At 42.4% G+C, this 26,252-nt stretch carries 28 protein-coding genes, 4 tRNA genes and 1 riboswitch; of the genes, 24 read left to right on the top strand and 8 right to left on the bottom strand.

Annotation, left to right across the window (positions count from 1 at the left end; genetic code table 11):
• Positions 1 to 67: 67 nt before the first annotated feature.
• The gene (epmA, locus tag NFU46_RS09000; RefSeq protein WP_251601244.1) at positions 68 to 1,042 is read left to right on the top strand and encodes an elongation factor P--(R)-beta-lysine ligase; all 975 of its coding nucleotides are present in this window, start codon (positions 68 to 70) and stop codon (positions 1,040 to 1,042) included.
• A 53-nt stretch (positions 1,043 to 1,095) separates the two neighbouring features.
• On the opposite strand, the gene NFU46_RS08995 is transcribed toward epmA, so the two are convergent.
• On the bottom strand, positions 1,096 to 3,195 hold the full coding sequence (locus tag NFU46_RS08995; protein ID WP_251601242.1) for a TonB-dependent receptor: 2,100 nt from the start codon (positions 3,193 to 3,195) through the stop codon (positions 1,096 to 1,098).
• A 123-nt stretch (positions 3,196 to 3,318) separates the two neighbouring features.
• Between NFU46_RS08995 and NFU46_RS08990 the strand changes: the two genes are divergently transcribed.
• From NFU46_RS08990 to NFU46_RS08955, 8 genes are all read left to right on the top strand, one after another.
• The gene (locus NFU46_RS08990) at positions 3,319 to 3,708 is read left to right on the top strand and encodes a thioesterase family protein (RefSeq protein WP_054561129.1); all 390 of its coding nucleotides are present in this window, start codon (positions 3,319 to 3,321) and stop codon (positions 3,706 to 3,708) included.
• 123 nt (positions 3,709 to 3,831) lie between these two features.
• Positions 3,832 to 4,233, top strand: coding sequence for an META domain-containing protein (locus NFU46_RS08985; RefSeq protein WP_251601239.1), 402 nt, complete (start codon positions 3,832 to 3,834; stop codon positions 4,231 to 4,233).
• A 64-nt stretch (positions 4,234 to 4,297) separates the two neighbouring features.
• Positions 4,298 to 4,399: riboswitch (TPP riboswitch) on the top strand.
• Between the two features lie 145 nt (positions 4,400 to 4,544).
• Positions 4,545 to 6,497, top strand: coding sequence for a phosphomethylpyrimidine synthase ThiC (gene thiC / locus NFU46_RS08980; RefSeq protein ID WP_054561127.1), 1,953 nt, complete (start codon positions 4,545 to 4,547; stop codon positions 6,495 to 6,497).
• A gap of 72 nt (positions 6,498 to 6,569) precedes the next feature.
• Positions 6,570 to 7,574, top strand: a complete 1,005-nt coding sequence (locus NFU46_RS08975; RefSeq protein WP_251601237.1) for an FAD-dependent oxidoreductase — start codon at positions 6,570 to 6,572, stop codon at positions 7,572 to 7,574.
• Between the two features lie 8 nt (positions 7,575 to 7,582).
• Positions 7,583 to 7,780 (top strand): sulfur carrier protein ThiS, encoded by a 198-nt coding sequence (gene thiS / locus NFU46_RS08970; protein WP_171041525.1) that lies wholly within the window; start codon positions 7,583 to 7,585, stop codon positions 7,778 to 7,780.
• Position 7,781: 1 nt separating this feature from the next.
• Entirely contained in the window at positions 7,782 to 8,567 is a 786-nt protein-coding gene (locus NFU46_RS08965; protein ID WP_251601235.1) for a thiazole synthase, read from the top strand.
• A 15-nt stretch (positions 8,568 to 8,582) separates the two neighbouring features.
• Positions 8,583 to 10,106: a thiamine phosphate synthase gene (gene thiE, locus NFU46_RS08960; RefSeq protein WP_251601233.1), complete on the top strand. Its 1,524-nt coding sequence runs from the start codon at positions 8,583 to 8,585 to the stop codon at positions 10,104 to 10,106.
• A gap of 1 nt (position 10,107) precedes the next feature.
• Positions 10,108 to 10,863 carry a HesA/MoeB/ThiF family protein gene (locus NFU46_RS08955; protein ID WP_251601231.1) on the top strand — a complete coding sequence of 252 codons (756 nt, stop codon included), beginning with the start codon at positions 10,108 to 10,110 and terminating at the stop codon, positions 10,861 to 10,863.
• 64 nt (positions 10,864 to 10,927) lie between these two features.
• Here the strand turns inward: NFU46_RS08955 and asd are convergent, their stop codons facing one another.
• Together asd and rsgA are read right to left on the bottom strand one after the other, a co-directional pair.
• Positions 10,928 to 11,794 (bottom strand): archaetidylserine decarboxylase, encoded by an 867-nt coding sequence (asd, locus tag NFU46_RS08950; protein ID WP_175083551.1) that lies wholly within the window; start codon positions 11,792 to 11,794, stop codon positions 10,928 to 10,930.
• A gap of 18 nt (positions 11,795 to 11,812) precedes the next feature.
• Positions 11,813 to 12,871, bottom strand: coding sequence for a small ribosomal subunit biogenesis GTPase RsgA (gene rsgA, locus NFU46_RS08945; RefSeq protein ID WP_251601229.1), 1,059 nt, complete (start codon positions 12,869 to 12,871; stop codon positions 11,813 to 11,815).
• 122 nt (positions 12,872 to 12,993) lie between these two features.
• Here rsgA and orn point away from each other — a divergent pair, with 122 nt between their 5' ends.
• The 5 genes from orn (at position 12,994) to NFU46_RS08920 (ending at position 14,536) form a co-directional block, all read left to right on the top strand.
• On the top strand, positions 12,994 to 13,539 hold the full coding sequence (gene orn, locus NFU46_RS08940; RefSeq protein ID WP_054554138.1) for an oligoribonuclease: 546 nt from the start codon (positions 12,994 to 12,996) through the stop codon (positions 13,537 to 13,539).
• Between the two features lie 340 nt (positions 13,540 to 13,879).
• A tRNA-Gly gene (locus tag NFU46_RS08935) sits at positions 13,880 to 13,955 on the top strand.
• An 86-nt stretch (positions 13,956 to 14,041) separates the two neighbouring features.
• Positions 14,042 to 14,117, top strand: a tRNA-Gly gene (locus NFU46_RS08930).
• Between the two features lie 101 nt (positions 14,118 to 14,218).
• A tRNA-Gly gene (locus NFU46_RS08925) sits at positions 14,219 to 14,294 on the top strand.
• A 166-nt stretch (positions 14,295 to 14,460) separates the two neighbouring features.
• Positions 14,461 to 14,536 (top strand) — tRNA-Gly (locus NFU46_RS08920).
• Between the two features lie 83 nt (positions 14,537 to 14,619).
• On the opposite strand, the gene NFU46_RS08915 is transcribed toward NFU46_RS08920, so the two are convergent.
• From NFU46_RS08915 to NFU46_RS08905, 3 genes are all read right to left on the bottom strand, one after another.
• The gene (locus NFU46_RS08915; RefSeq protein WP_054561120.1) at positions 14,620 to 15,045 is read right to left on the bottom strand and encodes a secondary thiamine-phosphate synthase enzyme YjbQ; all 426 of its coding nucleotides are present in this window, start codon (positions 15,043 to 15,045) and stop codon (positions 14,620 to 14,622) included.
• Positions 15,042 to 15,509 carry a chemotaxis protein CheX gene (locus tag NFU46_RS08910; RefSeq protein ID WP_251601227.1) on the bottom strand — a complete coding sequence of 156 codons (468 nt, stop codon included), beginning with the start codon at positions 15,507 to 15,509 and terminating at the stop codon, positions 15,042 to 15,044. The genes NFU46_RS08915 and NFU46_RS08910 overlap by 4 nt, the downstream gene beginning before the upstream one ends.
• A gap of 73 nt (positions 15,510 to 15,582) precedes the next feature.
• Entirely contained in the window at positions 15,583 to 16,017 is a 435-nt protein-coding gene (locus tag NFU46_RS08905; protein ID WP_054554141.1) for a transcriptional repressor, read from the bottom strand.
• Positions 16,018 to 16,111: 94 nt separating this feature from the next.
• Here NFU46_RS08905 and NFU46_RS08900 point away from each other — a divergent pair, with 94 nt between their 5' ends.
• From NFU46_RS08900 to NFU46_RS08860, 9 genes are all read left to right on the top strand, one after another.
• Positions 16,112 to 16,732: a MarC family protein gene (locus NFU46_RS08900; protein ID WP_062566539.1), complete on the top strand. Its 621-nt coding sequence runs from the start codon at positions 16,112 to 16,114 to the stop codon at positions 16,730 to 16,732.
• Positions 16,733 to 16,887: 155 nt separating this feature from the next.
• The gene (locus tag NFU46_RS08895; RefSeq protein ID WP_130166181.1) at positions 16,888 to 17,310 is read left to right on the top strand and encodes a hypothetical protein; all 423 of its coding nucleotides are present in this window, start codon (positions 16,888 to 16,890) and stop codon (positions 17,308 to 17,310) included.
• Positions 17,311 to 17,546: 236 nt separating this feature from the next.
• On the top strand, positions 17,547 to 18,524 hold the full coding sequence (gene dusA, locus NFU46_RS08890) for a tRNA dihydrouridine(20/20a) synthase DusA (protein ID WP_082422939.1): 978 nt from the start codon (positions 17,547 to 17,549) through the stop codon (positions 18,522 to 18,524).
• A gap of 236 nt (positions 18,525 to 18,760) precedes the next feature.
• The gene (locus tag NFU46_RS08885; RefSeq protein WP_251601225.1) at positions 18,761 to 19,435 is read left to right on the top strand and encodes a PspA/IM30 family protein; all 675 of its coding nucleotides are present in this window, start codon (positions 18,761 to 18,763) and stop codon (positions 19,433 to 19,435) included.
• Positions 19,436 to 19,445: 10 nt separating this feature from the next.
• Positions 19,446 to 19,652, top strand: a complete 207-nt coding sequence (locus NFU46_RS08880; protein ID WP_054554145.1) for a PspC domain-containing protein — start codon at positions 19,446 to 19,448, stop codon at positions 19,650 to 19,652.
• Between the two features lie 9 nt (positions 19,653 to 19,661).
• Positions 19,662 to 19,988, top strand: a complete 327-nt coding sequence (locus NFU46_RS08875; RefSeq protein WP_054554146.1) for a hypothetical protein — start codon at positions 19,662 to 19,664, stop codon at positions 19,986 to 19,988.
• A gap of 80 nt (positions 19,989 to 20,068) precedes the next feature.
• Positions 20,069 to 20,575, top strand: a complete 507-nt coding sequence (locus NFU46_RS08870; RefSeq protein WP_130166184.1) for a copper chaperone PCu(A)C — start codon at positions 20,069 to 20,071, stop codon at positions 20,573 to 20,575.
• Between the two features lie 8 nt (positions 20,576 to 20,583).
• The gene (locus NFU46_RS08865) at positions 20,584 to 21,570 is read left to right on the top strand and encodes a DUF2333 family protein (protein ID WP_251601223.1); all 987 of its coding nucleotides are present in this window, start codon (positions 20,584 to 20,586) and stop codon (positions 21,568 to 21,570) included.
• 4 nt (positions 21,571 to 21,574) lie between these two features.
• On the top strand, positions 21,575 to 22,342 hold the full coding sequence (locus NFU46_RS08860; RefSeq protein WP_062566535.1) for a TIGR04219 family outer membrane beta-barrel protein: 768 nt from the start codon (positions 21,575 to 21,577) through the stop codon (positions 22,340 to 22,342).
• A gap of 33 nt (positions 22,343 to 22,375) precedes the next feature.
• Here NFU46_RS08860 and NFU46_RS08855 read toward each other — a convergent pair whose 3' ends face one another.
• The gene (locus NFU46_RS08855; RefSeq protein WP_058585939.1) at positions 22,376 to 23,263 is read right to left on the bottom strand and encodes a TIGR03899 family protein; all 888 of its coding nucleotides are present in this window, start codon (positions 23,261 to 23,263) and stop codon (positions 22,376 to 22,378) included.
• Entirely contained in the window at positions 23,232 to 23,738 is a 507-nt protein-coding gene (locus NFU46_RS08850; protein ID WP_251601221.1) for an SRPBCC family protein, read from the bottom strand. The genes NFU46_RS08855 and NFU46_RS08850 overlap by 32 nt, the downstream gene beginning before the upstream one ends.
• A gap of 259 nt (positions 23,739 to 23,997) precedes the next feature.
• Between NFU46_RS08850 and NFU46_RS08845 the strand changes: the two genes are divergently transcribed.
• Positions 23,998 to 26,193, top strand: coding sequence for an EAL domain-containing protein (locus tag NFU46_RS08845; RefSeq protein WP_251601219.1), 2,196 nt, complete (start codon positions 23,998 to 24,000; stop codon positions 26,191 to 26,193).
• Positions 26,194 to 26,252: the final 59 nt, after the last annotated feature.

Below are 26,252 nucleotides of genomic sequence, written 5' to 3'. Positions count from 1 at the left end.
CAGGCTTTGTTAAGCAATTTATTATAAAATCCCAGCTTCTGCTGGGATTTTTTTTGGGAAACACTTTATGTCTAATGTCCTTTGGCAACCAAGCGCCGATATTGAAACTTTACGCCACCGTGCCGCTATCATCCGCCGTATTCGCGAGTTCTTTTATGCACGTGATATTATGGAGGTTGAAACGCCAAGCTTAAGTGCGGCCAGTATAACTGATGTGCATTTAGCGACATTTAGTACCGAGTTTGTTGGTCCTGGTCATGCTGGTGGCTTACCACTTTATTTGCAAACGTCACCTGAGTTTGCCATGAAGCGTTTACTTGCTGCAGGCTCTGGGGCTATTTTCCAGCTATGCAAAGCCTTTCGTAATGAAGAGGCGGGTAGTCATCATAATCCTGAATTTACAATGCTTGAATGGTATCGTCCGGGTTTTGATGAATTTGCGCTTATGGATGAAATGGATGAGCTTATGCAATTGGTGCTTGGCGTAGAAAGCGCAGAGCGACTCACTTATCAGCAAGCCTTTATGAACGCCTTAGGTGTTGATCCTTTAACTGCTGATATCAGCACATTGCAGCAACTAGCAACAGAGCAGGGCTTTGCCGATATTGCTGCGAATGAAACGCACCGCGATACCTTGTTACAGCTATTATTTTGTATGAAGGTAGAGCCAACGATTGGCCAAGAAAAGCCTTGTTTTGTTTATCATTTTCCAGCATCGCAAGCAGCTCTTGCGCAAATTTGTCAGCACGATGAGCGAGTAGCAGGGCGCTTTGAGCTATATTTTAAAAATATGGAACTGGCAAACGGCTTTAATGAGCTGACCAATGGCAAAGAGCAAGCAGCTCGTTTTAGTGAAGATAATCAGTACCGAGAAGCAAATGGATTAAAGCAAGTGCCAATGGATGAACGCTTAATAGCTGCACTAGAACATGGCTTACCACAATGTGCGGGTGTCGCACTGGGTATAGATCGACTCATTATGCTGGCAACGAATAAACAAAAGATTAAAGACGTACTCGCCTTTGATGTTGAAAGGGCTTAACTGATTTGGCTCTAGGCTCTAGGTGCTAGGTAAAAAACCTAGCACCTAATTACTTATAGCTCGTAAATAAATGTCACACCGGCAATCATAGGTTCGCCAAGCTGTGTGTATGTATGAGTGGTGTAACCGTCTAATGGATCGTTACCAAACTCAAAACCACGAGTTGGTACGTCTTCGTCAAATAAGTTACGTGCCCATGCATTAATGCTCCAATTATCACTTTCATAACCAAATGAAGCATTCACTAAATTAGTGCTTGGTGCTTGTGAGTTATGGCTATCAGAGAAGTAGTAATCGTCTTTGCCTTCTACACCAATTGATGCATAAAGTGCTGGCGTAAAGTTATAACGCGCAGTGAATGCGTATTGGTATTTAGGTGCTTGTGCTTGATCTCGACCATCTTGATCTAGGCCTGATTGCGCAACAAAGTCGTTGATTTCTGTATGTAGATAACCTGCACTACCTGTTAGTAGCAAATTGTCAGTAGCTTGGAAGCTGCCTTCAATTTCTAAACCGTAGTTTTCTCCAGAGCTGGCATTATCGATATAGCCTGTGAATTTTTGACCTTCAACCTGCCACGATTTTAGCTGCATATCTTCACGGTACATGTAGAAAGCAGCAAGACGTAACACAAACTTATCGTCTAGAGAGCTGCCTTTCACACCAAACTCACCGCTCCATAGATATTCAGGGGCAAATGATGTGTGATTAGCAAAGAAATCAGCATCTAGGTTTAAGCCTTCGTCTTTTGCTTTTGCTAAAGCTTCAGAGTTAATACCGCCAGCTTTATAGCCACGAGTAATGCTGGTGTAGATCATGGTGCGATCAATAACTTGGTATTCAAGTGCAAGCTTACCGCCCACCATGACATCATCGGTTTCTTCAATAAAACCGTTGTTGTCGGTGTAGTCGCCTTGATACTGCTCAACACGTAAACCTGTGATTAAGGTTGTTTTTGGGCCGATAGGTGTTGCTAATTGACCGTATGCAGCAATATTGCTGGTTTCATAATTTGATGCAAATGGTTGCGCAAGCCAAGTGTATTGACGTTCTAAGTCGACTTCGCGGCCTTGATAATAAATGCCTGCGACCCACTCACCAGACTTACCACTAAATTGCAGCTCTGCCGCTTGATCTTGGCGATCGCGAAAGTAAGCATCTGTTGAGCTATAACCCCACTCATGCAAGCCAGCAGCACATAACTCAGGTTGGGCTTCATCATTACACACCCAGTCTTCGTCATAGCTGTATAACAGCTCGCTGTCGATACCAGATAGGTTTAAGCTAACATCAAAAAAGTCAAAACCGGTATAAATATTTGCTAGGCCAACCGCAATGCTTTCTTGGTTGTCTTGGCCAGGTTCATCAGCAACACTGTAACGGCTGTTATCTAGTGTGAAGGCGTCATAGCCGTTATTTATATCGATGTAATGTACATTCAGTTCAGTACGCAAATGCTCGGTCAATTGGCTGTGTAACTTAAAGCGAGAAACAAGCTCGTCTTGTTGCTGGGTATCTTTGCCTAAATAACGGTTTTCTACATACCCATCAGATTCACGTTGATAAATACTAGCGCGTACCGCAGTGTCGTCAGTAATACCGGTACCTGCGGCAACACCAGCTTCGTAGCTGTTGTAGTTGCCCGCACCTAATTGTATTTTCACACTTGGGTCAAGAGTGGGTGTTGCAGATTCCATTTGAATCATACCAGCTAAGGCATCAGCACCAAAGCGAGTCCCTTGTGGGCCGCGATAAATTTCAACTTGGTCGATATCAAATAACAGTGAACTGCCGCCTAAACCAGAGTAGTTAATACCGTCGATCACTAAGCCAACCGAAGGATTAATAGGGTCAACAAACTGTGAGCGTAAACCAACACCACGAATTTGCACGAAACGACCACGAGATGCACCAGAGGTAAAGTTTACATTCGCTGCACTAGCAAGCATCTCATCTAAAAACTTTGCACCGCGTTGATTGATTTCATGGTCTGAAAACAAGCTTGCGCTGGCACTAAGGGTTTGAATGCTTTCTCTTTTGAAATCACCGGTAACTTCAATCGTTTCTAGAACACCGTCTTCAGCGTAAGCAATTGAAGATGCTGCGAATAAAGGCAGGATGGCAGCAGATAATAATGATAAACGTCGTTTCATGCGGATTCTTAACTCCATTTTCGGGACTGCTATTCTAGCAACCTAGCTAGCCAAATGGCTATAAAATCAATTTTTATGGTATAAACGCAGGCAATTATACGTAAATTGATTAGGAATACGACTATGACCTTTAAAGTAGACTTTAAAGTGCGTGATTATGAGTGTGATTTACAAGGCATTGTTAATAACAGTGTTTATTTTAATTACTTAGAGCATGCTCGCCATGAGTTTTTACATGCTCAAGGTATCGACTTTGCAAAGCTAGCAAGAGAAAAAGTAAACCTTGTCGTGCTGCGTAGCGAAATGGATTACAAGGCATCACTAGTGCCGGGCGATGAGTTTTACGTTGCCGTTGAGCCTGAGCGTATCAGCCGTTTAAAGTTTGCTTTTAGGCAAACGGTGTATCGTAAACATGACGATAAAGTGATGCTGCAAGCTTTGGTGATTGGCACGTCGGTAAATGAAAAAGGTCGTCCTTTTTTACCAGAAGAAGTCGATAACTTATTCAAATAGTCTGCGTTGTTATTTAAAAAGCTAACTTAGAACAATTTTTTACAGATAAAACATGTTTTTTTAACGATCAAACGCGTTAAATATTGTTATGATGACAATATTGAAACTTGAGCCTTAAATAATATGAAGTTAGTAGCCATATCTTTTCTTTTAGTTCTTTTGTGTGTGGGTTGTTCATCGACAAGAACTGTCACTAGTGAGCAATTAAAATATACACAGTGGCAATTATCAAAAGTAAATGGCTTAGCCATTCCAGTATCCCAAACAGCCTCGCTGCGTTTTATCGAAGCGATGCAGGTTAACGGTTTTGCTGGCTGTAATAAGTTTTTTGGCGAAGGCGCGCTAAGCGAAGATACGCTTACAGTAAATAAATTAGGTATGACACGTAAATCATGTGGTGAGCAAGTTGATGCGCTTGAGCAGCAATTACTTTCAACTTTGAAAGAAGGCGCGGTAATTGACTTAGAAGGTGAACAGTTAACCTTGCAAGGTGAACACCATTTTACTTTCATAGCAAAAAACTAAAGTGGCTGAGCTTGCAGCAATTTTTTAACTGGCGTACACTCAGGGCGTTTTAAAAGAAACGAATTTATACTTGTCGGAGTGCCTTTAATAAGGCTGAGATCGCGAAAGCGGGATCCGTGAACCTGATCAGGCTAACACCTGCGTAGGGAACAAGCTGCCTCACTGGGCGCTTGTGCGCCAAATTTTTGGGGCATAAGCGGCACAGGCTGCACTAGTAAGCACTTAGCTTATTAACGATCCAATGGCGTTTGCCACTCTCTATTGCACTTGCAATATCTGACAAGACAACCCTTAAAGCAATGAGGTAAGTCATGTCAAACACAACAACTAAGCCATCTCGCCGCGAAGTCCGCGCGGCTGCATCAGATTATATTTATAACTTAACGGGGCAACCGTTTCCTAATTCTCATAAAGTTTATGTAGAAGGTACACAAGACAATGTACGAGTAGGGATGCGTGAAATCACTCTCAGCGATACCTTTATCGGTGGCACTGAAGAGAACCCAGTATTTGAGCCTAACGCGCCAATTCGTGTTTACGATACATCAGGTCCATATACAGACCCAGATTTTCAACTTGATGTGCGCAAGGGCCTTGAGAAATACCGTGAAAAGTGGATTGAAAGCCGTGGCGACACTGAAATTTTAGACTCAGTGACTTCGCAGTTTTCTCAACAGCGAATGGCAGATGAAGGGTTAGATCATATCCGCTTTGAACACCTACCAAAGATCCGCCGTGCAAAAGCCGGTAAAAACGTGACCCAAATGCATTATGCGCGACAAGGCATTGTGACGCCTGAAATGGAATATGTCGCAATTCGTGAAAACATGGGACGCGCTAAAATTCGAGAAGAGTTACTAGCAGCCCAGCACAAAGGCGAATCGTTTGGCGCTAGTATTCCTGATTTTATTACCCCTGAATTTGTGCGTGATGAAATTGCCCGTGGCCGCGCTGTGCTTCCTAACAACATCAACCATCCTGAAACTGAGCCGATGATCATTGGCCGAAACTTCTTAGTTAAGGTGAACGCGAATATTGGTAATTCGTCGGTCACATCATCAATCGAAGAAGAAGTAGAAAAAATGGTGTGGTCGACTCGTTGGGGCGCCGACACGGTGATGGACTTATCAACGGGTCGCTATATTCACGAAACCCGTGAATGGGTGGTACGTAATTCGCCAGTGCCAATTGGTACCGTACCAATTTACCAAGCGCTTGAAAAAGTAAATGGTGTGGCTGAAGACCTAACGTGGGAGATTTTCCGCGATACCTTGATTGAACAAGCAGAACAGGGTGTTGATTACTTTACCATTCACGCTGGAGTATTGTTGCGTTACGTGCCGATGACAGCAAAGCGTGTTACCGGTATTGTTTCCCGTGGTGGCTCAATCATGGCGAAATGGTGTTTAGCGCACCATAAAGAAAACTTCTTATATACGCACTTTGAAGAAATCTGTGAAATTTTAAAACAGTACGATGTGTGTTTTTCATTAGGTGATGGTCTGCGTCCGGGCTCTATCGCCGACGCTAATGACGAAGCCCAATTCAGCGAATTACGTACTTTAGGTGAGCTGACAAAACTTGCTTGGAAACACGATGTGCAAGTATTCATTGAAGGCCCAGGCCATGTGCCAATGCATATGATCAAAGAGAACATGGAAGAGCAGCTAAAACACTGTGAAGAAGCACCGTTTTATACTCTTGGTCCATTAACCACGGATATTGCACCGGGGTACGATCATTTCACATCAGGTATTGGTGCTGCGCAAATTGCTTGGTACGGCTGCGCTATGCTTTGTTATGTAACTCCTAAAGAGCATTTAGGCTTACCAAACAAAGAAGACGTTAAAGAAGGTTTAATCACCTACAAGATTGCTGCTCATGCAGCCGATTTGGCAAAAGGCCACCCGGGTGCGCAAGAGCGCGATAACGCATTATCAAAAGCACGCTTTGAGTTCCGTTGGCACGACCAATTTAATCTAGGTTTAGACCCAGAACGCGCCCGCGAATATCACGACGAAACACTGCCACAAGAATCAGGCAAAATTGCACACTTTTGCTCTATGTGTGGCCCTAAATTCTGCTCGATGAAGATCACTCAAGAAGTACGTGATTACGCCAAAGATCTTGAAGCAAGAGGGATTGATCCAAATAACGTAGGTGATGCTATCGAAATCAAAATGGTCGATGTTGAAGCCGAAATGAAAGCGAAATCAGACGAGTTCAAAAAAACAGGCTCTGAGATTTACCACAAAGCAGTTTAATTGATGGAGCTAGGCGTCAGCGATAGGCTCTGGGTATTTACCTAGGGCCTGAGCCTAGGGCCTAGAAAGTTTATGTCATTAAAGATAGCGATACTGGGCTTTGGTTTAACTGGCCGTTTAACTGCATTAGCACTTGCTAAAGAGCATCAGCTAAGTGTGTTTGAGCAAGATAATGAACATGCTAGCAACAGTGCCGGCAGCGTTGCTGCAGCGATGTTAGCCCCCCTTGCTGAATCGGTCTTGTGTGAACAGGATCTAGCCCTAGAAGGGCTTAATAGCATCACTCGTTGGCAGCAAATTTTAAGTGAGCTCGATGACGCTGTGTATTTTCAACAAACAGGCAGCTTAGTGGTTGCTCATCAGCAAGATAAGGGCGATTTACAAAGTTTTGTGAGCCGCTTAAAACCACTTGGAAGCTATCAGGCACAGGCATTGGTTGGCACTCAAATCGCTGATCTTGAGCCAGAGCTAGCTGGGCGTTTCCACCAAGGTGTGTATTTACCTTGTGAAGGGCAGCTCGATAATCAAGCATTTTATAGTGCTAGTTTTAAAAAGCTAACCTCGCAAGGAGTGCAATTTAACTTTGGCTGTAAAGTTGAATTGAACGCTCATCAGGTGAATGGCCAAAGCTTTGATTATGTATTTGATTGTCGCGGCTTAGGTGCTAAAAAGGCTGAACCCTTACTGCGTGGAGTAAGAGGTGAGGTGGCGCGTTTATATGCACCAGAGGTGAACCTGACCAGGCCGGTACGACTGATGCATCCGCGTTACCCAATTTATATTGCTCCTAAGCCAAACCATCAATTTGTGATTGGTGCGACCGAAATCGAATCGCAAGACCGCGGTAAAGTCACCGTGCGCTCGGCGCTGGAGTTATTGTCTGCTGCTTATACCGTGCATAGCGGCTTTGCTGAAGGGCGTATCGAGAGCTTGCAATCAGGGCTTCGTCCTGCGTTTGCAGACAACCGCCCGAAAGTCACAAAACAAGGTCGAGTGATCAGTATTAATGGCTTATACCGTCATGGCTATCTACTCGCGCCTAAAGTGGTTGATGATGCAGTGAGCTTAATTGCTTAAGGATAAAAATGAATATTTTAATTAATGGTCAGTCAGTTACAGTGAACGACAATACATCGCTCACTCAGGCGTTGAGCCAGTTTGGCGCAAGACCTCCATTTGCCGTTGCCGTTAATGGTGACTTTGTACCGCGCAGCCAATGCGATGCTAAAACCCTCAACGAAGGCGACAGCATTGAGTTATTGTCGCCAATTCAAGGAGGCTAAGATGATGGATTGTTTTTCGGTTTATGGTGAGCAATTTACGAGTCGGTTACTGATTGGTTCAGCGCTGTACCCTTCACCTAGTGTTATGCAGGATTCGATAGTGGCCTCACAGGCTGAAATTGTCACTGTTTCATTAAGACGCCAGCAAAGCGCTGCTGCGGGTGATGATTTTTGGCAATTGATAAAAAATACCGGGTTAAAGGTGCTGCCAAATACGGCGGGTTGCCATAGTGTAAAAGAAGCAGTGACCTTGGCACAAATGTGCCGCGAAGTGTTTGCCACTGATTGGATCAAGTTAGAGTTGATTGGTGATGAATATAATTTACAGCCCGATCCAATCGCATTGCTCGAAGCCACTAAAATTTTATTGGCCGATGGCTTTAAAGTTTTGCCTTATTGCACAGATGATTTAGTGCTGTGTCAGCGCCTCGCTGATTTAGGCTGCGAAGTATTAATGCCTTGGGGCGCACCGATTGGCACGGGTAAAGGCTTGCTGAATCCTTATAACTTAAAAATGATCCGTGAGCGTCTTCCAAACCATACTTTAATTGTTGATGCGGGCTTAGGTTTACCATCTCATGCCTGTCAAGCGCTTGAATTAGGGTATGATGCCGTATTATTAAACTCGGCAATTGCAGGGGCAGGTTGCCCAGTGACGATGAGTAAAGCGTTTAAAAGTGCTGTTGAGGCGGGGCGATATAGCTATTTGGCTAAAGCGATGCCAGAAAAAGACGTCGCAAGCCCATCAACGCCGACGCTCGGGATGCCATTTTGGCATCAAGAATAAAATGTGAGGAATAACATGAATCAGGTTGTATGGACCATAGCTGGCTCAGATTCGGGCGGCGGTGCAGGAATTCAAGCCGATATCAAGGCAATGCAAAGTTTTAATGTACATGGCTGTACGGTTATTACTGCTTTAACGGCACAAAATAGTTTAGGTGTAGAAGCACTTAACCCGATTTCAACAGAGGTGATTGAGTCGCAACTATTAGCCTTAGCCAGTGATATGCCTGCCAGTGTGATTAAAATTGGCATGCTTGCCAATGTGCAGCAAATACAGCTTATTAGTGAGCATTTAAAACATTACAAAGCAACTTGGGCAGAGCCGCCTTTGGTTGTTTATGATCCTGTTGCCATTGCCTCAAGTGGTGATTTATTAACAGAAGAAGATACTGTTAGTGCCATTAAAGAGTGTTTATTGCCATTAGTCGATGTTGTAACACCGAACACCCACGAAACACAGCTATTAACAGGTGTTTATTTGATTGGCCCAAGTGCAGTGAAAGAAGCCGCCGAGAAGTTGACAGGCTATGGTGCAAAAGCGGTGATCATCAAAGGAGGTCATTGGGATTACCCAAGTGGCTACTGCATTGATTACTGCGTGCAAGGTGAGCATGCATATTGGCTTGGTAACGAAAAAATTCAAACACCGCATAGTCATGGTACTGGATGCAGTATGGCTTCTGTGATTGCCGCGTGTTTAGCCAAACAGTATCCACTCAAAGATGCCTTTATTTTAGCAAAAGCCTATATAAACCAAGGATTAAAAGCAGCCGTTCGTTATGGTGAAGGGATTGGCCCCGTTGCGCACACTTGCTTTCCAACAAATCTAGCAGATTACCCACAAGTCATCGAGGCGGGAAGTTGGCTGGGTGATGAGCTCGACTTTGATTGCCCGGTTGATTTTACCATGGCAGCAGGTTTTGCCGAGTGCGACTCTAAACAGCTTGGTCTATATGCCGTTGTAGATACGGTTGATTGGTTAGAGAAGTGTTTAGCCGAAGGGGTTAAAACAGTTCAATTAAGAATGAAAAATGCAGACGATGCAACACTCGAAGATGCCATTGCAAGTGCGGTTTTGCTGGGGCAGAAGTACGATGCGCAGGTATATATCAATGATTATTGGCAGTTGGCGATTAAGCACGGTGCTTATGGTGTGCATTTAGGGCAAGAAGACTTACAAACCGCTAATTTAATTGCCATAAAAGAGGCAGGGTTACGCTTAGGTGTATCGACTCATGGCTTTTATGAGATGCTGCGTGCACATAATTACAGACCAAGTTATATGGCGTTTGGTGCTATTTATCCAACCACCACTAAAGACATGACTGGGCAAATTCAGGGCTTAGAAAAGCTAGAAAAATTTGTGCCGTTGATGGCCGATTATCCAACGGTCGCGATTGGTGGAATTGACTTATCTCGTGCTGAGCAAGTTGCGAACACGGGTGTTGGCAGTGTTGCCGTAGTACGTGCGATTACTGAAGCCGAAGACTACCAAGCAGCCATTGCCAAGTTAAAACAGCTGGTCGAAGGTCAGTCATAATATGAGCGCGTTAAGCGACAAAGAGCAAATTCGTTATAGCCGCCACTTGCTACTCAAAGAGGTGGGGCATGCGGGGCAGCAAAAGTTAAAGACTGCACATATTGTGGTTGTCGGAGCTGGTGGGCTTGGCTCACCAGCACTGTTTTATTTAGCGGCAGCAGGAATAGGAACGCTCACTTTGATTGACGACGATAAAGTTGAGCTTTCAAATCTACAGCGACAAATACTCTATAAAGTAAACCACATGGGGCAGGCAAAAACACAGGCGGCTGCCAAGGTGTTAAGCAGTTTAAATAATCAAATTACTGTTAAGCCTCTATGCCAAAAGCTTGATGAAAGTAACTGTGCTGAGCTACTTGAAGGTGCTGATATCATCCTCGATTGCAGTGATAACTTTGCTACCCGCTATTTGGTTAATCGCTATTGTTTAGCTAAGTCTATTCCGCTTGTATCAGCTGCGGCTATTGCAACGCAAGGGCAGGTGATGAGTTTTGATTTTCGTCATGAACAGAGCCCTTGCTATGGTTGTGTATTCCCGCAAACGGAGGAGCAAACAGCGCTTAATTGTGACAATGCAGGGGTATTGAGCCCGTTACTGGGTGTTATGGGAAGCATGCAAAGTTTATTGGCTATCAATATATTGCTTGGCCATAAAACGGGTAGCGAGTTTATTCAATTTGATGGGCTAACACTAATGCAGCAGCGCTTTAATATTCAAAAAGATAGTGAGTGCTCAGAGTGTAATCGTGGGGTGTAGGCGCGATTTATAGTGAATTTTAAGCAAACCACTTTTGCTCAAGTGGTTTGCTTAATTGAACATATTAGTCGTTAATTTTCGCAAATGGTGTGCCCATGCGCGTCACTGTTTCTGGGTGTTGATCTGATAAGAACTCAGCTTGATTTGCGCCCCAGGCTAAAATAACGGTCGAGCCTAATTTAAAGCGACCCATTTCTTCACCTTTCTTCAGAGTAATCGCGTTGTCACCTGTGGTTGGGTAATTCCAACTAAATACATCTTTACCTGCTGGTGGCGTTACTGTGCCTGCCCAAATAGTCTCGATGCTAGCAACAATTGTCGCACCTACAAGTACCATGGCTAGCGGGCCAATTTCAGTTTCAAAGATAGCCACAACACGCTCGTTACGAGCAAATAGGTTAGGTACATTTTGTGCTGTTAACGGGTTTACCGAAAATAAATCACCCGGTACGTAGATCATTTTGCTCAGCGTACCATCAACAGGCATATGGATACGGTGGTAATCTTTTGGTGCTAAATAAATAGTCGCAAATTTACCACCTAAAAACGGCGCTGTGTCTTCTTCTTTGCCACCAAGGAGTGCTTGTAAGCTGTAGTCATGGCCTTTTGCTTGGATGATTTGACCGTCTACTACATCGCCTAATTGGCTAATTGCACCATCAACTGGGTGAGCAATAATGTCGCTTTCTTCAGCAAGTGGACGAATACCTTCTTTTAATGGGCGAGTGAAAAACTCATTAAAAGTTTTGTAATGAGCTGGATCTGGGTATTTAGCCTCACTCATATCAATTTTGTATTGTTTGATAAACAATTTAATTAAGGCCGTTGTTAAGCCACCCGCTTTTGCTGCTGCTAACTTGCCAACCATGCGCGAAATGAAATGTTTTGGCATGGCATATTGCATAGCAATTTTGAATTTATCTAAACTCACTTGTTATTTCCTAAATAGTTATACGCGAGGAGCGCGTGCACCAGCACGGCCGTCGGCCATAGTTTCTAAAATTCGGTGGTAACTGTCAAAACGAAGTTCTGAAATTTCACCATCATCAACAGCTTGGCGAATTATACAGCCAGGATCGTTTAAATGTTTACAATCGCGAAAACGACAGCCACCAATAAAATCACGGAACTCTTTAAAGCACCACGTAACGCGCTCAACATCTAAATGCCATAAGCCAAACTCACGAATTCCCGGTGAGTCGATTAGGTTACCACCACTTGGTAAATGGTGTAATCGCGATACGGTTGTTGTGTGTTGACCAAGGCCGCTGTTCTCAGATACTTCTTGGGTTAAGATGTCAGCATCTGGCAGTACAGTGTTTACTAAGGTTGATTTACCTACACCACTTTGACCAACAAAAATGCTGTTTTTACCAACCAGTTTTTGTTTAAGCTCATCAATGCCTTCACCGGTTTTATTACTGACTAACAGTACTTGATAACCTAGCTCACGATAGATATCGAGAATTTCATCAATAAAAGCAAGGCCTTCATCGTCGATTAAATCTATTTTGTTAAGCACTAAAATAGGCTCAATCCCCATGTCTTCACAGGCAACTAAATAGCGGTCGATAATGTTTGGCGTAAACTCAGGCAGTACTGCAGAGACCATTAAAATTTGGTCGATATTGGCAGCGACGACTTTCACCCCGTCATAAAAATCAGGGCGCGTTAGTTGTGAGCGACGCTCATGGGTTGCTTCAATAACGCCTGCTAAGTCGCCTTCGCTAACTTTTGCACGGCGAAAAATAACTTCATCACCACATACAAGGTTCGATACTGTTCTGCGTATATTACAGCGCAATACTTCGCCTGATTCGGTTTCGATATCGGCATGTTGACCAAATCGACTGATCACAACCGCATTTTCGGCAGGACCTAAATTGTCACTTTGCCATTGCACAGTTGCCCCTTTCTGTTGCTTTTTGTCTGCATTAGAGAGGCGTTTTTGATGATTGGCCTTAATTCGACGCGATTGGCCTTTACTTAATTTCTTTTGTTTTGCCACTTTTGGCCTATAACTTGAGTAAATGTCGGGCTTTTTGAAAAAAAAGCTTTAGGTCGACTGATGATACTAATATGATATATCTAAATGCGTTGGATCTAAAGGAAAGCACCGCTAAGGTAACTATGTCTTTTCATAAATCAAATCTTATCTGGCTCGACCTGGAAATGACAGGCCTCGAACCAGCAACAGATAAAATACTCGAAATTGCCACTGTTGTCACCGACAGTGATTTAAACATCTTGGCTGAAGGCCCTGTTATTGCTATTCATCAAAGCGATGAACTGCTTGATGGCATGGACGAGTGGTGCACGACTCAGCACGGTCAATCTGGTTTAACAGCTCGTTGTAAAGCAAGCACATTCACTGAACAAGATGCTATTGATCAAACATTGGCATTTCTAAAGCAATGGGTACCTGCGGGTGCTTCACCTATGTGTGGTAATTCTATCGGCCAAGACCGCCGCTTTATGAATAAGTACATGCCTGAATTGGAAGATTACTTTCACTACCGTAACCTTGATGTGAGTACAGTTAAAGAACTTGCACGTCGTTGGAAACCTGACGTATTAGCGCAAGTGAACAAAAAAGGTTCACATCTAGCCCTCGACGATATCAAAGATTCGATCATGGAATTAAAGGTTTACCAAGAAAAATTCTTTAATTTGTAAAAAACATTTGCAAACACATCGGATTATTGTAGAATCCTGCCCCGCTTAAGACGTTAACCCCCGCGGGGTTGGTATGTCTCTAAGTAATTGAATGCGGCACTAGCTCAGTTGCCAGAACGTTTTACCGCAACCTTCAAGGTTGTGCACCAACGGACAAATTACTGACTACTTTTGAATGCGGCACTAGCTCAGTTGCCAGAACGTTTTACCGCAACCTTCAGGTTGTGCGACAACGGACAAATTACTGACTACTTTAAAGCGGCACTAGCTCAGTTGCCAGAACGTTTTACCGCAACCTTCAAGGTTGTGCACCAACGGACAAATTACTGACTACTTAAAAGCGGCACTAGCTCAGTTGGTAGAGCGCAACCTTGCCAAGGTTGAGGTCACGAGTTCGAGCCTCGTGTGCCGCTCCAATTTCTTCACCAAAAGAAATTGGCTTAAGTTTCAAGGAAAAAGTAACTAACTTGAAGCTTGTAACTTAAAACTAGTAACTTATTGTGCGGCACTAGCTCAGTTGGTAGAGCGCAACCTTGCCAAGGTTGAGGTCACGAGTTCGAGCCTCGTGTGCCGCTCCAATTTCTCACCAAAAGAAATTGGCTTAAGTTTCAAGGAAAAGTTGAAAGCTCCAAGCTATTCAAACTTGTAACTTGAATCTTGTAACTAGAAAATATTTGAAGCGGCACTAGCTCAGTTGGTAGAGCGCAACCTTGCCAAGGTTGAGGTCACGAGTTCGAGCCTCGTGTGCCGCTCCAATTTCTCACCAAAAGAAATTGGCTTAAGTTTCAAGTGGAAAGTAACTAACTTGAAGCTTGTAACTTAAAACTAGTAACTTATTGTGCGGCACTAGCTCAGTTGCCAGAACGTTTTACCGCAACCTTCAGGTTGTGCGCCAACGGACAAATTACTGACTACTTTAAAGCGGCACTAGCTCAGTTGGTAGAGCGCAACCTTGCCAAGGTTGAGGTCACGAGTTCGAGCCTCGTGTGCCGCTCCAATCTCTAAAAAATTCCAAAAACACTTTCTTAAATAATTTAGTTAATACCAAGATTTGCTTACAGCTTAAGCTTACAGCTAGTTTTAGATCTGGCCTTGAACGGTCGCGATAATACGTCTAGCGCCACCATGATCTCGGTGTTCACCTAAATAGATACCTTGCCAAGTACCTAGCATTAAACGGCCTTGGTTAATTGGAATAGTGAGCTCAGCACCTAATGTACTGCTTTTTATGTGGGCTGGCATGTCGTCATCACCTTCATAATCATGGCGGTAATAACTTTGTCGTTCTGGCACAAAATGATTGAAGTGACTTTCCATATCCATTCTTACTGTAGGATCTGCATTTTCGTTAATAGTTAAGCTTGCAGAAGTGTGTTGAATGAATAGGTGTAATAAGCCGACTTTGTATTGTGCTATCTCTGGAAGTTGACGAAGTAGCTCGTCATCAATGATGTGAAAGCCTCGTGAGCGAGGCTTCAATTGAATGGTTTTTTGCTGCCAGCTCATAGTTTATCAAAGCTAACTTCAATATTGGCGTTACCATCAGCAGACGTGAATGGAATTAACACCTTGGCGCCTTCACATTTATGTGCAATTGTATGTCCCTTACCAGACACTACAACTGGCGTTGCCATATCAAACTCATAGCCTTTTTCGCCAAGTAGGTTTTTAGCGCCACCTGTTACCATGTTAGTAATTTCACCTACCATGTCGGTTACTTCTTCGTTCACCGTATCAGGGCGTTCACCTAGCATTCTTTCCATAATCGTCAGAGCTAGATTTTCATCAAAGGAGATTGAAAGTGAACCTTTAGTTTGTGGGCCAACCATACCAATCAAACCTGATACATCGCCACGGGCTAGTTCATCTTTCTTTAAACTAGGTTTACCCGGCTTTAATTCTGTTTGAGCCATAGTGCTCAATACATTTAATAATGATGATAAAAAAGGGTTGATGAACTCCACATTCATTATTTATTTTCCCTTAGGTTTCGAAATGCCGTTAATCATACTTTAAGTGTAGTGGTTGTTTCAAACACCGCACTTATTCTTTGCATTTTTCGCATTTACCGTGCGCTTCAATTGTTTGTCCTGAGACAATAAATCCACTTTCTGCCGCTAAGTTATTAAGTTCATGAGAAATTACTGTTGAATGCAATTCTTTTACATAACCACAGCTGTCACAAATTAATAACTGTACAGGGTGAATGTGATCAAAATGATGGCACAGCATAAATGAGTTGGTGCTTTCAATTTTATGAATAAAGCCAAGTTCCGATAAGAAATCGAGCGCTCGATAAATAGTGGCAGGTTTTGCGCCTGACTCAGTTAATTTGAGTTGTTCTAATAGGTCATAAGCACCCACACCACCTTGCGCACTAGCTAACAGGCGGAATACTTTTTCACGGATAGGTGTGAAACGTGCACCACGATTATCGCATACTTGTTTTGCTTTACTGACGAGTGATTCTATATTCATCTTCTCTTATCCTTACGCTACCGTGATATACTAACATACTGTATTGTAGTTGCAGTGTTTTTATTCGCTAACACGTTTTCAGGGAGTTTTCTTAATGAGTGAATTGCTAGCTGCATTCATTTTCTTTTTTGCCGTCATTGATCCTATCGGGACCGTGCCTGTTTTTATTGCTGTTACACGCTGGGATGACGCCAAATTTAAGCGCAAAGTTGCATTAAAAGCGGTTGGTGTTTCGGCATTAGTGCTATTATTTTTTGTTGTTGCGGGCGAGTTACTTTTAAACGCGATCAATATTCCACTTTCGGCATTTCAGATTGCCGGAGGTATCGTATTATTACTGTTTGCTCTGTCGATGATCTTCGGTGAAAGTAAACCAGAAACAGAAATTAAAAGTGTTCGAGATAGCACCGAAACCGCTATTTTCCCTTTGGCGATTCCTTCTATTGCCAGCCCCGGTGCCATGCTTGGTGCAGTACTAATGACTCGAAATACCGAATACACTTGGTATGAGCAGCTAATTACCTCATCGATTATGCTTTCTGTGTTAATAATCGTACTGGTTTTATTACTACTTGCCACGCATGTTCATAAGTTAATTGGTGATAGTGGCGCGAGCATTATCAGCCGGGTGATGGGCTTAATTTTATCGTCAGTGGCGGTGACTAATATCTTAGGCGGTATCGCTCACTACTTCGGTTTGAGTGTTGTCGGCTAGTTTTAATTTAAAGTGCATTTTCAGTGATTTAAACTTTGAATAATTGCCTTCTTTTATCTAACTTTAAAGAAGGCAATATAAAATTTAAGGAACAAAGAATGCTAATCAAAAATGTCGTCTTATCTGTTTTTCTGATTTTTAGTTTAGGTGCTTGCATGGAGCCGACCTATGATAGTGGTAAGCTAAAAGTCATTGAAGTAACAGATCATGATTTTAAAATTAATGGTGAAAGCGCAGTAACCGTAATTGTTGGTCATGCCAATGTGGCGGAATACAGCTTTTCACTTCGTAAAAGTGATTTAAAGAAAGGCACGCTCCTGCAGTCTGTGTCTGACAGTAATCCAAATGTACGTGCAGATGGTACCTTCTTTAGTGAATATTATGTGCAATCAAAAGATCATGATACGCGTGCATCAATTGAAATTGTCGAAATGGACCCCGTTGAGAAAGTAGCGCGAATTGCAGTGGGTGCTAAGTTAGTTAACCTGAAAAACGAGGACTACAAAGAGCTTGAAATTACGATTTTGGAGCTTACGGGCCAAAACCTTGAACATCTCCTAAGTAAAGTAAAAATGTAGACTTAGCATTTTACCTTATTCATCAAAGAAGTGAGATTGCAGTACACTTCTTCGCCTCTTTTCATCATCTGATCTTTGATTAAGCCATGCCGCGAGCCAGCTTCGGTGGTATAATGGTCGCAATTTTTCATTTCGGTGCATACCTAAAGGGTATGTGTCATCGCTATATTAAGCGTTAATCGTATTAGGTAATTTAAGTTGCAAGTAAATGCATTGATCTTTAAAGGGGCCATGTTATGAGCACAACGACATTAAACCGCCGTTTTTCCGTGGCACCCATGTTAGATTGGACTGATCGTCACTGTCGAACCTTTCACCGCAAAATGACTAAGCATGCTGTGCTTTACACTGAGATGGTGACAACCGGCGCTATTTTATTTGGTAAAGGCGATTACTTACACTTTAATGAGCATGAAGGGCCAGTGGCATTGCAACTTGGTGGCTCAGATCCTGAAGCGTTGGCTAAGTGTGCAAAGTTAGCGGCGGAGCGCGGCTATCATGAAGTAAATTTAAATGTCGGCTGTCCGTCTGATCGTGTACAAAATGGTCGTTTTGGTGCTTGTTTAATGGCTGAGCCTAAACTGGTTGCTGACTGCGTTGCTGCAATGAAGGCCGAGGTGACTATTCCTGTTACTGTTAAAACTCGCATTGGTATTGATGAGCAAGACTCGTATGAGTTTTTATGTGCTTTAATTGAAGCAAGTCATGATGTTGGCTGTGATGACTTTATTATTCATGCGCGTAAAGCGTGGTTAAATGGCTTAAGCCCAAAAGAGAATCGTGAGATCCCACCTCTTGATTACCCGCGGGTTTACCAGTTGAAAAAAGATTATCCGCAACTTCACTTAAGCTTAAATGGTGGCGTGAAAACAATTGCTGATAGCGTAGCTCACCTTGAGTATGTTGATGGCATTATGATTGGTCGTGAGGCGTATAGTAATCCGTTTATTTTGTCTGAGGTTGACGAAAATATTTATGGTGATGAAGCCTTTACGCTAAGTCGTCATCAGGTTGTACGCTCGATGTACGACTATATTGAAGACGAAATGAGTAAAGGCGCTAACTTTTGGCATATAGCTCGCCATATGTTGGGAATTTTTCAAGGCCAACCTGGTGCGCGTGGTTTTAGACGCCACCTTTCAGAAAAAGGCCATGGTAAAGCGGCCGATTTATCTGTTATGGATAAAGCCTTAAGTTTTGTCCCAGAAGCCTAATCATTTACCCTATTAAAAAAGCCACATTTTGTGGCTTTTTTTGATCCTAAAATTTAGTGAAAAAGTTAATTTTTTAGTCAAATTAGTTATTTTTCATTCAGTCACTAGTCAGCCTAAATCTAAATTTAATTGACTCAACTTATTGTATATAAATAACAAATTTTATTTATTCGTTAGTTGGCACAAGAATTGGAATCTCCTAGCTGTATTAACCCAATAATCAACAGGAGAGTAACATGGGTGTATTAAATCGCGTAAATGACATTATTCAGGCAAACCTTTCTGCAGCATTAGACAAAGCTGAAGATCCTGAAAAGTTACTTAATCTACTCGTGCAAGAAATGCAGGATGCACTGACTGAATGCCGTGCAACTGCTGCGACATTCTTAACGCAAGAAAAGCAAATGAAGCGTGAAATTGCAGCGAAACAAGCAAAAGTAGCTGATTGGCAAGCGAAAGCAGAAAAAGCGTTGAGTAAAGATCGTGATGATCTTGCCAAAGCAGCATTAGTTGAAAAGCAGCGTTTAACGACAGAAATCGAAGCGCAACAAGCTGAAATGGATAAAGTGGCAGAGTCACTCGCTAAATTGACAGAAGATTGTCAGCGTTTACAAAACAAGCTTGCAGATGCAAAAGCCAAACAGCTGACTTACATGCAAAAAGAACGCGTTGTTACAGCACGCTTAAAAGTAAAAGAGCAGCTGCATAGCAGTAAAGTTGAAGATGCATTAGCGCGTTTTGACTACTTAGAGCAGCGCGTTGAAAACATTGAGTCGCAAGTTGAAGCGTATGAGCTGACACAAAGTGATGCTGCAAATTCAACAGCAGCACAATTCGCTGCCCTTGAGAAAGATGAAGCAATCGATAAAGAGCTTGCTAACTTGAAAGCAACGATGAAGCAGTCGGCTTAGGAGGTTAATGATGAATACTTATCACACATCGACACGTTGGTACCGTGATCTGAGTAATAAAAAGATCTCGGGTGTGTGTAGCGGACTCGCTGCGCGCTTGGGCTTTCCTGTATGGTCAACACGTTTGGTCATGATCATATTACTTATTCAAATGCCGCTGTTAATAGGCGTGGGTTATTTAGTGGCTCATTGCACTTTACCAGTGAAAGGTTACTAGGAGTAGGACATGAAAACGTTAGCTATCATCATTTTGGCAATGTTATTACTATGCACTGATGCGGTTTCATTTGTATCGTTTGACTCATGGCAATTACCTTTATCAATTGCTGATATGAGTTGGGCTGGGCTTGAGGTCATCGGTGCAATAGTGGCAGTCATTGCCGTCGTTGCAGGTGTGGCGTTATTTACTATTGGCCTACTTGGCGCAGGTGTTGTTGCTTTGATTGGTGTTGTGCTTGCGTTTTTATTTGGCTCAGTAATGATTGCATGGCCACTTTTACTAATCGCAGCATTATGCTGGTTGATTGCCGATAACAAAAAATCGCCAGCTTAAGGTACTAATAAACTGCCTTAATACATAAAATATGCTAAATTTAGCGGGTAAGTTAATGTCTTAACAAGGATTAAAACATAATGAAACTGTGGCCCGCACTCTCTTTTCTTACCGCAAGTTTATTCTTTAGTACTTTTTTATCTGCCCATAGTGGCCATGATCATAGCGATGTTGCCGAAGTAACCGTAAGCAACGCGCAGGTACGTGAATTTTTACCAGCCAGTAAAGCCAGCGTGGCTTATTTAACTATTACTAACCCAAGTGAGCATGCAACGGTATTAACTAAAGCTGAGCTTGATGGTTTAGGACGTGTTGAAATTCATCAGCATACTCATGTTGATGGCATGATGAAAATGGAACAGGTTTTATCATTAAAGATTGATGGTCACAGCAGTGTTGAGTTTAAACCGGGTGGTTATCACTTAATGGTGTTTGAACCTGAAGATCAACTAAAAGCAGGGCAAGAACGAAAACTCACGCTATATTTTAATGATGGCAATCGAGTTTTTACTCAAGCCAAGGTTGTGTCTTTACAAGAAATGTCTGAGCAGGCATCAAAAAAAAGTAAAGAGCACTCACATCACTAGGAGGTATTATGTCTGAGCATAAAGGAAAAATAGCCAGTGCATTACTTATTATACTAATTATTTTTTACGCGATTGCTGTTTACTGGAGTAGTGAACCAGCTCGTATGGATGTTGTTAGCAAGGCAAAACAGGAAGCGCAAATGCGCGGTGAAAAGTTTGTCACCGGCTACACAACAACAACTACGTTGATCAATGTGGCAAGTACATTATTAAATAAGCCTGGCGGCTACTTATCTAACGATATGATGCCACCAAGTGTAATGATGGATAACATGCCGGCGTGGGAATACGGCGCGCTTGAGATGACCCGAGATTTAGTGTTGTCGATGCGTAAAGACTTCAGTCGTTCACAGTCTCAATCAACTGAGCACGAAGCTCTTAAAAAAGCACAGCCGCAATTTAATATAAGCTCGGTAGCATGGGCATGGCCTAGCGCAGAAACTGAATATCAAAAGGGTATTGATTTACTTATTGAATACCGTACCCAAATTGCGGATCAGAACGATCGAGATAGCCAGTTTTATGCCCGTGCCGATAACTTACGTGGTTGGCTAAAAGAAGCTGAAAAGCGTTTAGGTAGTTTAAGCCAGCGTTTAAGTGCAAGTGTTGGTCAAGATCGTTTGAATACTGATTTAGCTGGCGATACTGCGGCTCATCAAGCAACATACACCCCTTTGCAAAGCCAAGTAAAAACATCTTGGTGGCAAATTGATGATGTATTTTATGAATCGCGTGGTGCAACGTGGGCATTACTGCACTTTTTACAAGCGGTTGAATATGATTTTGCTGATGTCTTAGAAAAGAAAAATGCTCGTGTTAGTCTGCAACAAATTATTCGTGAATTAGAGGCCACGCAAGAAACTGTGTGGAGCCCAATGATCTTAAATGGCAGTGGTTTTGGTTTTGTTGCTAACCACTCACTGGTCATGGCGAATTATATTTCTCGAGCCAATGCGGCTCTAATTGAACTTAGCGAACTTTTAGCGCAAGGATAAAATGATGAAAAAGTACTGTTTAGCAGCTGCCCTTTCAATGGCCTGTTTAGCTCCAACAGCGCAAGCTGATACATTATTAGGTTTATACCTAGGTGTTGATGGCTGGCAATCAGATAACAGCGGTAGTTTTGCTCAAGACGGAAATCTACAAAGCTTTAAATTTGATGATGAAACGTTTACGAGCTACTACGCAGCACTTGAGCACCCAGTGCCGTTGGTACCAAACATTAAACTAAAATACACTGAACTTGAGTTAAATGGTGATACTACACTCGATGAAACATTTAGTTTCGGTGGTTCTGATTACGTTGTAGGCACACAAGTAGGCACAGTGAGTGATTTATCACATGTTGACTACATTCTATATTACGAAATCTTTGATAATGATTTGGTTTCAATTGATTTAGGTGTAAACGCTAAACAATTTGACGGTGAAATTACGGTAACGGGTACTTCGCAAGAAGGCGGTCCAAGTACAACTGAGCGCGTTGATTTTTCTGGTTTTGTACCGTTAGTGTATGGTCGTGCTGAAGTTGGCTTGCCGTTAACAGGTTTAAGCGTATTCTTTGAAGGTAGCTTACTGGCTATTGACGATAGCAAAATTCAAGACTACCAAGCGGGTGTTGCATACGCTTTACTTGATAACTTAGCAATTGATATGGACATTAAAGCGGGTTACCGCTCAATGACTTTAGAGCTTGATGATATTGATGATATCTACACAGATTTAGATGCTTCAGGCCCGTTTGCGGGTATTCAAATCCACTTCTAATCGAGTTTTTCGGTTTATATTTAGCTGGCAGCTTTATTTTAAAGCTTGCCAGCTAACTTCAAATTCATCTTCTAATGATGTTGAAAGTATCTGCTTATAAGCCTTATTTATTGGCGATGCGATTAGCTTTCTTAACTCGTCGCCCGTTTGTGTAAATTTATAATAACTGAGTACTAAGTCATTACTTTTTGCTTTTAAAACCAAGCGTTGATTCATAAAGCTCAGCACCAGTTCTTGGCCAGCTTTTAAAACAGCTGATTCGATTTCTTTTCGATACAGCAAGTTAATATCCATCAGGGTAAGAATGTCAGGAAAGCTAACAGGGGTTTTCCCTAAATTAAATGACACCTTGTTACCTTTTCTAAGTAAATCAAACAGCGAAGGCTTCTTGTAAAAGCCAAGTAAAATTAAGTGGCTGTTATCTTTTTCATTGAAGCCACACAGTGATGTACAGCGCTGAAGGGCATCTGCTTCGCGCTGTGTCATGTGTTTAAGTGTTTGTAAGCTTTTAATCGAAAAGGTGCCCGGTGACACGGTCTCACCTGCGAGTATTTTTGCCCATAGCTTTTGCATTGAAGAATTAGCTGTGTCTTCACATAAACTAATAAAGCGCTCTATCCAATCAAAATCTGGTTGTTGTTGGCCAGTGACATCGGGGCAAAACGCCATAGCCATCGCCATAATGGTTTCGATATTTTCTTGGCGCTTAATGAATTGAATTTCTTGGCGAGTTTGGGCGCGCTCTAAAAGGCTTGCTTGCGCTTTAATTTGATAAGCTAACTGCTGTTGACCTTGTGCTGAGTAGCTGTCATCACCAGCATGGTTGATCCTAGCCGATGATGCCTTATGAATAGGGTAGCCAAGCTGGTTTTCTATGATATTAGCAAGATTAACTCTCGCCTGAGCTGCTTTCACTGTCATCGGTCACACTGTCCTTGCCTGTTGTTGCTAACTGCGCATGAGTTTTGATGTTATTGAGCGCCAGTTTTACTGTGTTTTTGAGAATATACTGGCTTAGTAAAGCAAGGTAGCCACCAATAATAGGGGTGTTGACCTCACCTTTTAATGAACACTCAATGTTAACGTTATCACCCTCAGGTAAATAGCGGATTGTGCCTTGGGCAATGTGTTCTTTATTAAATAAGATATTAAATGAAAGCTGGCTGTTGTCGAGTTGGGTGATGGTCATTTCACCTTCGCCAAAGCGACTCTGCCAAAATTGATGTGCACCTACACCTTGGCTAGGTTCTGCAATGGTAAATTTAATACTCGGGTCGACAGCCTGCCATGGTTGCCATTTGGGCCATTGATTAAAGTCGCCAACAAGGCTCGCAACCTCAGCACTGCTCGCATTCACTTTAATTGATTTGTGAACGGTATATTGCGGTGAAAGCATGAGCCCAATCACAAGTGAGATCAGAATGCTGATAAAAATCGCTTTTAGGGTAAAAATGAGTATTTTAATAATCTCACCTCAGGCAATTGTTTTATAACTTTCATAACATTATACGTAACATAGACTATAATCTGTTTGATACTATATAAGCTATCACTAATGTATCATAGTTAAATAAGTGATAGAATTTTGAGCATCGCTGTAAAATGGAGTGGCGCCATAGTTACAGTATTACGGGGATCACTCTAAGGAATTATTAATGGCATCAGAGAGTAACGACTTTTTGTTTAGTGACCAAGATGACGAACAGTTAGTGGATGAAACTGTCTCTGATTTTTGGGACGTATTAATTGTCGATGATGATCCAGAAATACATTCAGTTACTAAGCTTGCCCTCTCAGGCGTTGAGTTTTGGGATAAAGGGCTGCGATTCCACCATGCCTACTCAGGTGCAGAAGCGCTCGAATTACTTAAAAATGACCATTCGATTTCGGTAATACTCCTTGATGTGGTTATGGAGTCAGATGATGCTGGCTTGCAAGTTGTAAAGCAGGTTAGAGAGTGCCTCAATAATCACAATGTGCGCATTATTTTACGTACCGGACAACCAGGCTATGCACCTGAAGAAAAAGTGATCCGCGAATACGATATCAACGACTACAAAACAAAAACAGAACTAACACGTAGTAAGCTTATCACCGCTCTTGTAACGGCTATTCGCTCTTATGAGCAAGTATGTCAGCTCGAATTTCAAAGCCGCGCGTTAAATAATATTTTGTATGCATCTAAGGCTATTCTTGGTTTTACGGATATCAAAGCTTTTTCAATGGCAGTGATTAAGCAGCTCTCAATTATTTTAGATTGCGAACCGCAAGGTTTACTGTGTGGTTCTATCGAAGATGATAACCAGGTTTATGTTTTAGGTGGTTGTGCTGAATATAATGAGTTTATTGGCCAGGGTATTGAGCAGCTTGATGATGGCCGTATTATCATGCAAGTTAACAACTGCCTAGCCCAAGGTGAGCATCAGCACACCGATGTAGACAGTACGTATTTATTAAAAAGCAAAAACCGCCAAGCAGCTATTTACTTAGAAACCGAGCACACTCCAAGTCCTTCACAACTACAATTTGCAGAGATATTTTTAACCAATGTCAGTGTTGGTCTTGATAATGTTAGATTGTTTAACCGTTTACGTGATGCAGCTTATAAAGATGTTTTAACTGGCTTATCGAATCGTAATGATTTCATGAATAAAGTGGAGCGTTACTACCAGCCGGGTAAAAGTGACTATGTCTTTTTATTAATTGATGTTGCGCAATTCTCAGATATTAATAATGGCTTAGGCCAAGAGATTGGTAACTTATTACTAAATGCCATTGTTGATAGACTACATCAAGAATACCCAAATGCAAAGCTGCTCTCGCGTATTGGTGCAGATGTGTTTGGCTTACTGTTACCCGTTGGTGAATGTGATGTTGAGCTACTACGCGAGCATTTAAGTTTGCCGTTTAATGCCGGTGAACACATTTTACCAATCAACTTTAATATTGGCCTTTGTTATCAAGGTGACTTCCTGCAAGCAGGGATCGAGACCTTAAAGCTGGGCTACATTGCGCTTAATCAGGCTAAAAAACAATCTTCTGAAATGGTGGTGACGTATACCCCAGACATGGAAGAGAAAATGGCTTGGCGTTTAGGGATCATCAGACAGCTTCGTCAAGATTTTGAGCAGCGTAAATTAGAGGTTTGGTTTCAGCCACAACTTGACTTAAACACCCTTGAAATCATTGGCTGTGAAGCGCTACTGCGTTGGCCGTCAGGTAATGGTCAGTATATTTCGCCAGCGATTTTCGTTCCAATGGCCGAAGATGCTGGTTTAATTGTCGATATAGGGCAGTGGGTGCTAGAGCAAGCATGTATGCAGCAAAAGCGCCTCGAAGCAATGGGCTTTGCAATTAGCATTGCTGTGAATGTTTCAGTGCCGCAGTTTAAAGTTAAAGGCTATGCTCAGCAAGTAAAAGACACGCTTATTAAATACGATGTAGAACCGCAGTTTATTGAACTCGAAGTGACCGAAAGCGTGGTTATGGATGAGCTAGCTAATGTGATCACCACACTAAAAGAACTTAAAGAGTTTGGTATCGAGATTGCGATTGACGACTTTGGTACAGGGTTCTCATCGTTAAGTTACTTGCAAAAACTGCCACTAGACAGACTCAAAATTGATCGCGATTTTATTAAAGACTTACCAGGTCAAGATTGTCAGGCGATTGCTGCGTTAATTATTTCTCTTGGTGCAAGGTTAGGCTTAAAAACCATAGCAGAAGGGGTCGAGACACAAGCGCAAGCAGATTATTTAGCCCAGCTTGGCTGTGATGAAGTGCAAGGCTTCATGTATGCTAAGCCTATGCCAGAAAAAGAGTTAATTACCTACCTGCAAGCTAAACAATAGAAAGTTTCAACAAAAGCATATTAATTAAACAGCGCCCTCCCATGTGAAGGGCGTTTTGT

It is taken from the genome of Pseudoalteromonas sp. NCCP-2140 (genome assembly GCF_023708065.1).
In the GTDB taxonomy this organism is placed as follows: domain Bacteria; phylum Pseudomonadota; class Gammaproteobacteria; order Enterobacterales; family Alteromonadaceae; genus Pseudoalteromonas.
This window is presented reverse-complemented; position numbering and strand designations above follow the sequence as displayed.